The organism is Leadbetterella byssophila DSM 17132 (assembly GCF_000166395.1).
Classification (GTDB): domain Bacteria; phylum Bacteroidota; class Bacteroidia; order Cytophagales; family Spirosomataceae; genus Leadbetterella; species Leadbetterella byssophila.
In genome coordinates this window covers 1823647-1835788 of sequence record NC_014655.1, presented here as the reverse complement: position 1 = coordinate 1835788, position 12142 = coordinate 1823647, and the positions used below count along the sequence as shown (strand labels likewise).

Genomic DNA, 12142 nt, shown 5'->3' with positions numbered 1-12142 from the left:
AAAGATGATGTCTAACGTGGAAAAGCACCGACTTTTAGAACGTACAGACAACAAAGGATGGAAAAAATGGGGACCTTACCTCTCTGAGAGACAGTGGGGTACAGTAAGGGAAGACTATAGCATGAATGGTGACGCATGGAACTATGTGAGCCATGATCTGTCACGTTCCAAAGCCTATAGATGGGGTGAAGACGGAATAGGAGGGATTTCTGATAATAAGCAGCACATTTGCTTCGCTTTTGCCTTTTGGAACCATAAAGATCCTATCTTAAAAGAGCGCCTTTTTGGCTTAACTAATAATGAAGGGAATCATGGGGAAGACGTGAAAGAATTGTACTATTATTTAGATAGTACTCCTACGCATTCCTACATGAAGATGTTATATAAGTATCCTCATGCTGCTTTTCCTTATGATCAGCTCAAGAACGAAAACAGAAAAAGGGGAAAGGGTGAAGCGGAATTCGAGTTACTTGATACCGGTGTCTTTGATCAGAATGCTTATTTTGACATCTTTATTGAATATGCAAAAGTAGAAAAGGATGATATACTCATTCGTGTCCATGCGTATAACAGAGGTACAAAAAGTGCCCCTCTAACCATTCTGCCTACTTTATGGTTTAGAAATACCTGGTCCTGGGGATATCAGGAATTTGAAAAGAAGCCTATGCTAAGTGGAATTTCTACGCGCCAAGTAGAAGTATCCCATCAATTCTTCCCAAGAATGAAATTATACTGTAAGGATGCAGTTGAGCTGATCTTTACAGAAAATAATAGTAATAATAAGCGCCTTTACGGTACTGACAATGAGACTCCTTACGTGAAGGATGGCTTCCACGACTACATCATCAAGGACAAAAAGGATGCTGTAAATCCCAATAAGATTGGTACCAAGGTAGCCGCCAGATATCAAAAGATGATCAAAGGTGGAGATTCAATTAATATATGTTTAAGATTTACTACCAAAACCAATCTTCAGAATCCATTTGAGAGTTTTGAAGAAACCTTCGAAGAAAGAATCAAAGATGCAGATGATTTCTATAGCATACTGCAGGAAGAGGTACATCATGAAGAGGCTAAAAAGGTGCAGCGTCAAGCATTTGCCGGCATGATGTGGAGTAAGCAGTTTTATTACTATAATATCAATCAATGGCTCAAGGGAGATCCTAAGATGCCCATTGAGTTTCATAAGAGAGATTATGAAAGAAATGCCTCCTGGCATCATGCTTACATGGCAAATATTCTCTCCATGCCGGATAAATGGGAATATCCATGGTTCGCAGCCTGGGATTTAGCGTTTCATACTGTCACTTTGGCAAAAATTGATCCCGACTTTGCGAAGCGCCAACTCTCAGTAGTACTTAGAGAATATTATATGCACCCTAACGGACAAATTCCGGCATACGAGTGGAATTTCTCTGATGTTAACCCTCCTGTTCACGCCTGGGCCACCTTAAAGGTCTATGAGCATGACAAGAAGATGAATAATGGAAAAGGTGATATTGTGTTCTTGGAAAGAGTTTTTCATAAACTATTGCTCAATTTTACCTGGTGGGTAAACCAGAAGGACAATGACGGAAACAATATCTTCGGAGGAGGCTTTCTGGGATTGGATAACATCGGTGTTTTTGATAGAAATGCTCAGATTCCGGGGGTGAAGTTGCAACAAGCAGATGCTACAGGATGGATGGCCATCTATACCCTCAATATGCTAAGAATTGCTATGGAGATAGCCTTGGAAAGACCGGCCTATCAGGACATGGCATCCAAGTTCTTTGAGCATTTTCTACATATCGCGGCAGCCATTAATACCCCTATGGCCAAGTCAGGTTTAGGGCTTTGGGACGAAGACGACCAATTTTACTACGATAAGATCTTTACCCATAATAATCAGACTTTGTTCTTAAAGATCAGGTCCTTAGTGGGGCTAATCCCCCTCTGTGCCGTGGAAGTAATTGATGATGAGATGCTGCAGAAGTTGCCTGACTTCAAGCGGAGATTAGACTGGATCTTAGCTAACCGACCGGATCTTGCCGCCTTGATCTCCAGATGGTATGAGCCGGGCAAAGGAGAGACGCATTTGCTATCTTTGTTAAGAGGACACAGGATGAAGATGGTGTTCAAGCGACTCTTTGATGAAAACGAGTTCTTATCTGAACATGGAATTCGGTCTTTGTCCAAATACCACCTTGAAAATCCTTATCACTTCCATTTACATGGAGAAAGATTGACGGTAACTTATACCCCGGGAGAATCTGACCTGTCCATCATGGGTGGGAACTCGAATTGGAGAGGGCCCATTTGGTTTCCGTTGAACTACCTAATCATTGATGCCCTTCATAAATATTCTTCCTATTATGGGGAACATTATGAAGTAGAATATCCCACGGATTCAGGTGAAATAATCACTTTGAAAGAAGCTGCGTTTCAAATATCGGAGAGGTTAATAGAGATATTCTTGCATAGAAATGGAAACAGACCTTGTGATGGAGGAGTGTCCAAATTAAGTGAAGATCCTCATTTCAATGGTTATTACCAGTTTTATGAATACTTCCACGGAGATAATGGCAAAGGTTTAGGAGCTTCTCATCAGACCGGATGGACGGGATTAGTGGCGGACTTGATTGCTGAAGTGGCAGAAAGGAATAGAAAGAGGGGGGATTAATTCCATCCCCCTCCTAATTTTCTATACAATTGGATGTTTGCCGTCAAGATATCTAAGCGGATATCAAACAATGCCATTTCGTTATTTAGGGCATTGCTTTGGGCGTTTATCACCTCTAAATAATTGGCCATACCACTCTTATAAAGGAGAGCTGCGTTTTGAACAGCTTTTTTAGCATTAGCCAAACGTTCTGAAGCAATAAGGTATTCTTCTTCGAGTTTTTCAATGTTATTCACCTCATCTGAAACCTCTTTAACGGCTTTGACTAAGGTGTTTCTAAATTGATCAGCGGCTTGGCTCTTCTCTATCTTTGCTATGTTCTCTGCCGTTTTTAATTTCCTGTTTTGGAATATGGGCGTCAATAATGAGCTGGAAAAGGTAGCATATAAAGATCCTATGGGGTTAAATAACACTCCAAAAATCTGGGAGTCTAAACCTAAATCTGCTTTCAACGCTAAGGTAGGATAACGATTAGCTTTCGCTACGTCTGCATCAGCATAGGCTGCAATCAAATTATATTCATCCGCCTGAATATCCGGTCGGTTTCTAAGCAAATCCATGGGAGTTCCAGTAAAGATCTTCTCCGAGAATCTTTCCCCATCTAAGTTAGGTTCACGATTAATTTTTCCGGGGAATTGTCCCATCAGACTTTTTAAATAATTTTCTTCCCTGTTGATTTCCCTTTGAATCTTAGGGATCAAAGCGGTGGCATTCAGCAACTGGTTTTCTGTTTGTTGGATAGCCAAAGAAGTTACCATACCTGCTTTAAATTGAAGTTTGGTCAGATCAAGGGTATTTTGGGTGAGAGCTAGGTTAGTTTGCGCCACCTTCAGCTGTTCATCAAGGACCAAAAGGTTGTAATAGGAGATAGCTACCTCTGCTACTAAGTCAGTTTGCAGTGCTTGATATTCAGCAAGTGTGCCAGCTAATTTAGCTTGAGTGCTTTCCTTCATTCTGGCCAGTTTTCCCCAGATATCGGCTTCCCAAGTTGAGCGGAAGGGGATGAGGTACTGTCTTCTACTCACAAACATGAAATCAGGGATTTCTTTGTCTTTGTAGTATTTGCTATTAGGAGAAGAGTATCTGTTCACCGAATGATTCTCCCCATAGAATTCCGGGCTTGTAGTGAGGGTAGGAAAGAAGTTGGCTTTCTTCTGGAGCAATTGTTCCTGCACTATGAGTATATCTCTGGCCGCTATGTTCAAAGGAATGTTCTCGCTTAGGGCGGTGTCAATCAGAGCCACTAATAAGCTATCTTTAAAGAACTTTTTCCACGGAATATTAGCCACATTTAATGTGTCTTTGACTACCTGATTTCTAAAGTTTTCAGGAAGATTGCTAGTGTCTCTTACGTATTCTTGTTTGACTTTACAGGCCGAAACCAGAATGAGAAGTATTATGAATATTTTAGTCTTCATCTTCAATGGGTTTAGCGTAGCGATCATGTAAGGATTGGAAGATCAGGTAAAGGACAGGAATAATAAATAATCCTAGTAAGATTCCGAAGATCATACCACCTGCAGCACTGATACTCACTGATTTATTCCCTATGGCAGAAGGACCCTTAGACAGCATTAGTGGTACCAAACCTGCCACAAACGCTAAAGAGGTCATGATGATAGGTCGTAAACGCAGTCGGGCAGCGGTAATAGCTGCATCAAGCGGACTATAGCCCATTTTTCTACTTTGGATACCGTATTCTACTATAAGAATAGCGTTCTTGGCCAACAGACCCAGAAGCATGATTAGGCCCACTTGCACATAGATATTGTTTTCCAAGCCTGCTAGGCGTACAAATACAAATACACCTAGAATTCCGGTAGGTATGGATAGTAGTACGGCCCAAGGTAAAATGTAACTTTCGTATTGGGCTGCCAACAAGAAATAGACAAACAATAAACTCAGGGCGAAGATGAGGGTCGTCTGGGATCCGGCTTGTTTCTCCTCTAAGCTCATGCCGGTCCATTCGTAGCTGTAACTGGCCGGGATTTTTTCAGAAGCTAGCTTTTCTACGGCAGCAATGGCGTCTCCGGAGCTGTATCCTTTAGCGGCGGAAGCCTTGATACTGATGGCATTGAAGAGATTGTACCTTGAAACGATTTCCGGTCCGAATACTCGGTTCATAGTAATCAAGGTATTTATAGGAATCATCTCTCCGTCTTTGTTTTTGACGAAGATGGAGTTCAGGGTTCCCGGCTCATCACGGTACTGTACATCAGCCTGCATGTATACGCGGTATTGTCTTCCGAAGCGGTTAAAGTCTCCGGCTTGTACTCTACCAAAAAGAGACTGTACAGTACGCATCATCTCTCTTGTATTTACTCCTAAGGCTTTGGCTTTGAGATAATCTACATTGATTTCGTACTGAGGGAAATCCGCTTTGAAAGAAGTAAAGGCATTCTCTATTTCAGGGAGTTTGTTCATCTCTCTTATGAATTCATTGGCTACTTCACTAAATTCCCCAAATTCTCCTCCTAATCTATCTTGTATGACTAATTCAATACCGTCAAAGTCTCCGAAGCCTTGGACGGTTGGGCGGGCAAATACGGTTATCCTTGCGTCAGTGACCACGCTTAATTTTTCCCTTAGATCTTCTATGATATCGTTGATGTTCTCTCTTTCCTTGATGGATTTCAAGTTTATATACCCCATACCAAAAGAGGGGCTGGAGGAGGCATCAAGGATATTATACCCTGAAATACTGTTGACTGAAGCTACTGCAGGATGTTTCTGAATGATTAGATCTGCTTCCGTGATAGCTTCCGTAGTTCTAGCCAATGAGGCACCAGAAGGCATGGCTAAGGAATAGGTCAGGAAGCTGTCGTCCTCCGTAGGAATAAAAGATTTAGGAGTGGTAGTGAACAGAAAATAGGTCAATACGAATACGGCCCCTAATGCGGTAAGACTGATCTTCTTATTGGCAGTGGTCCACTTAACTACTCTTAGATACCTTTCAGTAAAGGCTTCGAAGCTCTTATTAAAGTTAGTGAATAGCCTATCCTTCATTCTTTCAAAGGTGCTGCCTGAACGTGGGTTTTCATCTTCCGGTTTTAATAATAGGGTACACAGTACTGGGCTTAAGGTTAAGGCATTTAGGGCTGAAATGAATACAGCGGCAATTAAGGTATAGGCGAATTGACGATAGAACAAGCCTACAGGTCCTTCCAGGAATCCAACGGGTAAAAACACCGCAGCCATGACCAAAGTGATGGAAATAAGGGCTTTGGAGATCTCATTCATGGCGGATACCGTGGCAGAGTAGACCTTCAGTTTTTCGCTGTGCATCTTATGATACACGGCCTCTACAACCACAATGGCGTCATCCACCACTATACCTATGGAGAGTACTAGGGCGAACATGGTCAGTACATTGATGGAGAAGCCCATCATGTCTAGAAAGAAGAAGGTACCTACCAGGGAGACCGGAATGGCTATAGCCGGAATCAAGGTAGCTCTATAGTTCTGTAAGAAGATGAATACGGTGGCAAAAACCAGTAAGAAGGCTTCAAAAATGGTTTGAATTACTTGCTTTATGGACTGGTCTATTTGATCTCTTACGCTATAGGATATCTCATATTTTATGCCTTCCGGAAATACTTTAGCTGTCTTTTCTAGTACCTCTCTTACCTTTTGGTCTATAACCTTGGCATTGGAGTTATTGGTCTGCGATACATTAATGGTGATACCCGGACGGGCATTTACCTTGTTGTCACTCCCGTAATTAGATGATCCAAATTCTACCCGAGCTACATCTTTCAGGTATAGCACAGAACCGTCCTGATTCGTACGAATGGGTATGTTCATGTACTCTTCCGGATCAGAAAATCTACCTTTATGTTTTAATACTGCTTCAAAAACCTCGTAGGAGCCTTCACCGAATTTACCCGGTGCTGCCTCAAAGTTCTGCTCTCTGATAGCGCTGATTACCTCTTGAGGAATTAGTCCGTAAACTGCTAATTTTTCCGGATTCAGCCAGATTCTCATGGAGTAATCCCTGCCTCCCAAGAGGGTAGCTTGTGCCACTCCTTCCACTCTCAAAATCTCACGAATCAGATTGATTCTGGCATAGGCCTGAAGGAAAGTTTCATCATAAGGGCCATCCGTTTTGTCAGCAAAGACGTTTATGGTCATGATACTACCACTCTGTCTTTTTACTACAGAAATACCTGCTTCATTTACCTCAGCGGGGATTTGGTTGACGGCTCTAGAGATGCTATTTTGTACGTTAACCGCTGCTATATCCGGATCTGTTCCGGGTTTGAAGAAAACGGATATGGTTCCTGAACCGGAATTATTGGCAGAGGATTTAATATAGGTCATGTTTTCTACTCCGTTTACTGCCTCTTCCAGAGGAAGTAGTACGGATTTTGCGACTGTTTCTGCATTTCCTCCGGGATAAGAAACACTAATGCTTACGCTGGGCGGGGCAATGTCCGGGAAACGGGATACGGGAAGGCGCAGGATAGAAATGGCTCCGGATATCAATATCAATAGTGATATCACTGAAGCCAGCACCGGCCGCTTCAAAATATACTTAAACATGTGGAATTAAGGTAATTTCTGACTTAGTATTTGTTTTTCACCCATGGGGTTCACTTTTACACCATCAGTTAACTTGTCCAGTCCTGATGTAACAATTCTGTCATTAGGTTTTAAGGTTCCGTCAGAAACAATATAGTTCTTGCCTGCTTTACCTTCAATCTCCACTAATACGCGTTCTACAGTGTTGTCCGGTAAAAGACGGAAGACGAAAGTTCTGTCCTGGATGGCAGAAGTGGCCACTTGAGGAATCAATAAAACGTTAGGGTGGTATTGTTCCATCAAGATCTTGGCAGAGTTTCCGGAACGAAGTAATTTCTTGGGGTTCGGGAAGGTAGCTCTAAGAGATATAGCCCCTGTAGATCGGTTCACTTGACCAGCGTCAGCATCAATCTTTCCCGTGTATTCATAGATAGAGCCATCAGCCAAAACCAATTTTACGTTTGGATTGATTCTTTTGGCGGTAGAATCTGAGCTCATCTTTTTATAGAACAGGTAATCAGATTCACTTAAGGTAAAGTAAACGTATACCTCTTCTATGTCAGATAAGACAGTGATAGGTTGGTTATCGTTCTTTGCTACTAAGTTGCCTATTCTCTTAGGAATCCTTCCTATATATCCATTTACGGGGGCTTTAATAGTGGTAAAGCCCATGTTGATTCTGGCTGTAGCTTCTTGAGCTTGTGCTCTGGCTAATGAGGCTTTTGCCACTTCTAGGTGAGATTGGGCGGTTTTTAGTTGGACGTCTGAGATGACCTCATGGTCTACTAGCGGTTGTAATCTATCAAGCTCAATTTCTGCGTTTCGTAGTCGGGCGCGTTCCACTTCTACATTAGCACGAGCATTCTTAACTTGCTCCTGATAAGGCAGTTCGTTTATCAGGAATATAGGTTGGCCTGCTTTAACAAAATCACCTTCATCAATATAGATTTTTTCTAAGATGCCTTCTACCTGCGGACGTATTTCTACGTTAACTTTCCCTTCTATGGCACCTAGATATGTGAAGGTAGTGACTGCAGAGTCTTTTTTAAGGGATTTAACGGGTAGAGACAGACCGGTGTCATCTTTAACTTCTTCCTTACATGCGAGAAATGGGAGGGCAAAACCCCATAATAAAATAATTTTCTTCATTTGGATTCTTACCGGAGAGAGCCAAAATAGGGTAGTGTGGCGATATAAAAATGCTCCGGGTTATTGGTTTAGACCACAAAGGTAAGGGGAGCAAGAGGTAACAAATGGCCCTAAATAGTAAATTTAATATAATTTTAAGGGAAATTAAAATGAATTTAAAAGTTTTTTTGGGCTGAAAAACCTTGGTTTGATCTTAAATTACAGATAATAATGTTGTGGTTTCTGGGTTTTGAGGGTAATTTTGTGACTTGAACGAAACAGTGATGATACAAATTACTAGGAGAGAGACCTTTAACGCGGCGCACCGCCTGTTTAATCCAAAATGGTCAGAGGAGAAGAATTATGAGGTTTTTGGTCCATGCTCTAAGGTGCACGGTCATAATTGGGAGTTGTTTGTTACTGTCATTGGAGAGGTGGCGGAGGATACCGGATTTGTGGTGGATCTCAAAGCTCTAAGTAGGACTATGAGAGAAGAGGTTATCTCCAAGGTAGATCACACCTATTTGAATGAGGATGTGGCATTTCTTGCGGGTAAACTACCTACTACTGAGAACTTTGCCATAGCCATCTGGGATATTTTGAAACCTGCCATCAAGCAAAAGCACGGTGTAGATTTATATAAGATCAAGTTAACTGAGACGGCAAATCACTACGTAGAATACTTTGGTCATTGATGAAATGCTTTATCATCTGTGGAGAACGTTCCGGAGACCTGCATGCAGGTAATCTGGCAGCGGCTTTAAAGGATATTCACCCAGAGGTGCAAATGCAAGGCTGGGGTGGAGACCAAATGAGGGCTGCCGGTGTGGAGGTTCTACAGGATTATGAAGAATTAGCTATCATGGGCTTTGTGGAGGTCCTCAAAAATCTGGGAAAGATCAAAGGTTTTATGGAGAGTGCAAAGGCACAGATTGATGCATTCGCACCAGACGTTTTGGTTTTAGTAGATTATGCAGGATTTAATTTGAGGTTAGCCTCCTGGGCAAAGAGCAAAGGTTATAAGGTAGTATATTATATTCCACCTAAAGCATGGGCTTGGAACAGGAGTAGAGCACATAAGCTTAGAACGTTGACGGACCTGACCTTAGCTATTTTCCCCTTTGAAGTTCCTTTCTTCAAAGAATTTGGGGTGAATGTGAAATATGTGGGAAATCCACTTTTTGATGCCATCCGTAAGTATGAGGCAGATGGAGCATTCCTGAAGAAGTGGGAAGGTAAAAAGGTGGTAGCACTTTTACCGGGTAGTAGGATGCAGGAGATTGAAGCCATGCTAGAAACCATGGCAGAGATCAGCAAGCAGGTGGAGGATTATACTTTTATCGTTGCCGGAGTGAGTAGTTTTTCTGAAGATTTTTATAGATCAAAGGGTGGCAACTTTGAACTGGTGTATGGAAAGACGTATGATCTATTAAGCATAGCCAGTGCTGCCGTAGTGACTTCCGGAACCGCTACATTGGAAACGGCATTGTTTAAGGTTCCTCAGGTAGTGGTTTATAAGACAAATCCTGTTACATATGCCATAGCTAAACTATTAGTAAAGATTAAGTTTATATCTTTGGTGAATTTAGTGGCTGATAAAGAGGTGGTAAAGGAGCTGATTCAAAGTGATTATACGGCGGAGAAGACCTTAACTGAGCTTAAAAAACTATTGTTTGATAATAAATCAAGACAAAAGCAGTTAGATGAATATGCAGAAATCATAAGAACACTGGGAGTTAAAGAAGCTTCCAGAACAGCTGCTGAAGAAATTTTAATCCAACAAAACAAATGAAAAAGATACTATTTGCTTTCGTACTAATCGCGGGAATCTGGGCATGTGATAAAGATGATCCGGATAATGAGGGTGCACCATTGGAAAGATTGACCGGTACGGGTGAGAAAAAATGGAGATTAACGAAAGCTATCGCATATTCTTCCGGTGCTGAAGTGGATTTGATTCACAATAGTGCTAATCGCTGTCTGGGTGATAATGAACTAACTTTAAGAAAGGAAGGTACCTATCTTTTGGAAGATACCGGGGTAAAATGTTCTGAGGTTGATAGAATTGAAGATGTATGGCAGTTCAATAAGGAACCTCTTCAGATCAAATTGGCAGAAATTTCATTATTAGGCAGAAGTTTTAATAATGTAGTATTAGATATTAAAGAACTGAAAAACAGTACTTTTTCGGGTGCTATTAATCAAGTTCCTACAAATTCTTTGAACGTAAACAAGATTGAATTGACCTTTTCTGAATTCAAGTAAGAAAAATGCGGAGATTAGAAACGTATTTCTCCAAATGCTTGTTAGGAAAGAGTAATGGACTGTGAATATGAGTAAAGATACAGATATATTGGAGGAAATCACCTCCTCCGAGTACAAGTACGGATTTTATACGGATATAGAGGCGGATGAAGCCCCTCCGGGCTTAAGCGAAGACATCGTTAGGTTTATTTCTGCAAAAAAGAATGAACCGGAATGGATGTTAGAATGGAGATTGAAGGCGTATAGAGAATGGGAAAAGATGACGGAGCCTAACTGGGCGAATGTTACCTATGAAAAACCTGATTTTCAGGCTATCAAATACTATTCTGCTCCTAAACAACAAAAGAAACTGAATAGTTTGGACGAAGTGGATCCTGAATTGAGGAAGACTTTTGAAAAGCTTGGGATTTCTCTTAGTGAGCAAAAAAGAATCTCCGGAGTAGCAGTGGATGCCGTTATTGACTCTGTGTCAGTGGCCACTACCTTCAGAGCTGAATTAGCTGAAAAAGGGATTATCTTCTGTTCTATATCTGAAGCTATCAAGGAATATCCTGATTTAGTGAAGAAATATTTAGGTTCTGTAGTTCCGGTGAAGGATAATTTCTATTCTGCTCTGAACTCGGCCGTATTCTCTGACGGATCCTTCTGTTATATTCCAAAAGGCGTTCGTTGCCCTATGGAACTCTCTACTTATTTCCGTATTAACGCTGCGGGAACGGGTCAGTTTGAGCGTACCTTGATCATCGCTGATGAAGGTGCTTATGTAAGCTACTTGGAGGGTTGTACCGCTCCGATGAGAGATGAGAACCAATTGCACGCTGCGGTAGTGGAGATCTTTGCCCATGAAAATGCAGAAGTGAAGTATTCTACTGTACAAAACTGGTATCCTGGAGATAAAGAAGGAAAAGGTGGAGTATTTAACTTCGTGACGAAGAGAGGTCTTTGCTTTGGAGATCGTTCTAAAATATCCTGGACTCAGGTAGAAACGGGTTCTGCAGTAACTTGGAAGTATCCTTCTGTGATCTTGAAAGGGGATAATTCTATTGGAGAATTCTATTCAGTAGCCGTTACGAATAACTTCCAGCAAGCAGATACCGGTACGAAGATGATTCACATCGGTAAGAATACCCGTAGTAGAATCGTTTCCAAAGGTATTTCTGCGGGTAGAAGTCAAAACTCTTATAGAGGATTGGTAGAAATTTCTAAACGTGCAGATAATGCCAGAAACTTCTCCCAGTGTGACTCCATGTTACTAGGTGACCGTTGTGGTGCGCACACTTTCCCATATATTGAGTGTAATAACCCTACGGCAAATGTAGAACATGAGGCTACTACCTCAAAAATAGGAGAAGATCAATTGTTCTATTGTAATCAAAGAGGTATTGATACTGAAACGGCCGTAGCCTTGATCATTAACGGTTATGCTAAAGAAGTTTTGAATCAATTACCTATGGAATTTGCGGTGGAAGCGCAAAAACTTCTAGCCGTTTCCTTGGAAGGTTCAGTAGGTTAATTAATATTGCCAATATATTTTAAAAGAAGGTCTGCTTTTTAGTAGACCTTTTT

At 41.5% G+C, this 12142-nt stretch carries 8 protein-coding genes; 5 read left to right on the top strand and 3 right to left on the bottom strand.

Annotated features, from left to right (window positions below; translation table 11 throughout):
* The first annotated feature begins 4 nt into the window (after positions 1–4).
* The gene (locus LBYS_RS08705; RefSeq protein WP_041824439.1) at positions 5–2662 is read left to right on the top strand and encodes an MGH1-like glycoside hydrolase domain-containing protein; all 2658 of its coding nucleotides are present in this window, start codon (positions 5–7) and stop codon (positions 2660–2662) included.
* Here LBYS_RS08705 and LBYS_RS08700 read toward each other — a convergent pair.
* From LBYS_RS08700 to LBYS_RS08690, 3 genes are read right to left on the bottom strand one after another with little or no spacing between them, the layout of a single operon-like run.
* Positions 2659–4080, bottom strand: a complete 1422-nt coding sequence (locus tag LBYS_RS08700; RefSeq protein WP_013408505.1) for an efflux transporter outer membrane subunit — start codon at positions 4078–4080, stop codon at positions 2659–2661. The two genes, LBYS_RS08705 and LBYS_RS08700, sit on opposite strands and share 4 nt — an antisense overlap.
* Positions 4070–7204 (bottom strand): efflux RND transporter permease subunit, encoded by a 3135-nt coding sequence (locus LBYS_RS08695; protein ID WP_013408504.1) that lies wholly within the window; start codon positions 7202–7204, stop codon positions 4070–4072. The genes LBYS_RS08700 and LBYS_RS08695 overlap by 11 nt, the downstream gene beginning before the upstream one ends.
* A 6-nt stretch (positions 7205–7210) precedes the next feature.
* Positions 7211–8332 carry an efflux RND transporter periplasmic adaptor subunit gene (locus LBYS_RS08690; protein ID WP_013408503.1) on the bottom strand — a complete coding sequence of 374 codons (1122 nt, stop codon included), beginning with the start codon at positions 8330–8332 and terminating at the stop codon, positions 7211–7213.
* Between the two features lie 263 nt (positions 8333–8595).
* Between LBYS_RS08690 and LBYS_RS08685 the strand changes: the two genes are divergently transcribed.
* From LBYS_RS08685 to sufB, 4 genes are all read left to right on the top strand, one after another.
* Positions 8596–9006: a 6-pyruvoyl trahydropterin synthase family protein gene (locus LBYS_RS08685; protein ID WP_013408502.1), complete on the top strand. Its 411-nt coding sequence runs from the start codon at positions 8596–8598 to the stop codon at positions 9004–9006.
* The gene (lpxB, locus tag LBYS_RS08680) at positions 9006–10103 is read left to right on the top strand and encodes a lipid-A-disaccharide synthase (RefSeq protein ID WP_013408501.1); all 1098 of its coding nucleotides are present in this window, start codon (positions 9006–9008) and stop codon (positions 10101–10103) included. The genes LBYS_RS08685 and lpxB overlap by 1 nt, the downstream gene beginning before the upstream one ends.
* Positions 10100–10576: a hypothetical protein gene (locus LBYS_RS08675; protein WP_013408500.1), complete on the top strand. Its 477-nt coding sequence runs from the start codon at positions 10100–10102 to the stop codon at positions 10574–10576. Before lpxB ends, LBYS_RS08675 begins: the two co-directional genes overlap by 4 nt.
* A 67-nt stretch (positions 10577–10643) precedes the next feature.
* Positions 10644–12089: a Fe-S cluster assembly protein SufB gene (gene sufB / locus LBYS_RS08670; protein ID WP_013408499.1), complete on the top strand. Its 1446-nt coding sequence runs from the start codon at positions 10644–10646 to the stop codon at positions 12087–12089.
* Positions 12090–12142 lie beyond the last annotated feature (53 nt).

What these genes read in the sequence shown, in the direction of transcription:
- LBYS_RS08700 (WP_013408505.1), bottom strand. Translation starts at nt 4,080, where the DNA reads ATGAAGACTAAAATATTCATAATACTTCTCATTCTGGTTTCGGCCTGT.
- LBYS_RS08690 (WP_013408503.1), bottom strand. Translation starts at nt 8,332, where the DNA reads ATGAAGAAAATTATTTTATTATGGGGTTTTGCCCTCCCATTTCTCGCA.
- LBYS_RS08685 (WP_013408502.1), top strand. Translation starts at nt 8,596, where the DNA reads ATGATACAAATTACTAGGAGAGAGACCTTTAACGCGGCGCACCGCCTG.
- LBYS_RS08675 (WP_013408500.1), top strand. Translation starts at nt 10,100, where the DNA reads ATGAAAAAGATACTATTTGCTTTCGTACTAATCGCGGGAATCTGGGCA.
- LBYS_RS08695 (WP_013408504.1), bottom strand. Translation starts at nt 7,204, where the DNA reads ATGTTTAAGTATATTTTGAAGCGGCCGGTGCTGGCTTCAGTGATATCA.
- sufB (WP_013408499.1), top strand. Translation starts at nt 10,644, where the DNA reads ATGAGTAAAGATACAGATATATTGGAGGAAATCACCTCCTCCGAGTAC.
- LBYS_RS08705 (WP_041824439.1), top strand. Translation starts at nt 5, where the DNA reads ATGATGTCTAACGTGGAAAAGCACCGACTTTTAGAACGTACAGACAAC.
- lpxB (WP_013408501.1), top strand. Translation starts at nt 9,006, where the DNA reads ATGAAATGCTTTATCATCTGTGGAGAACGTTCCGGAGACCTGCATGCA.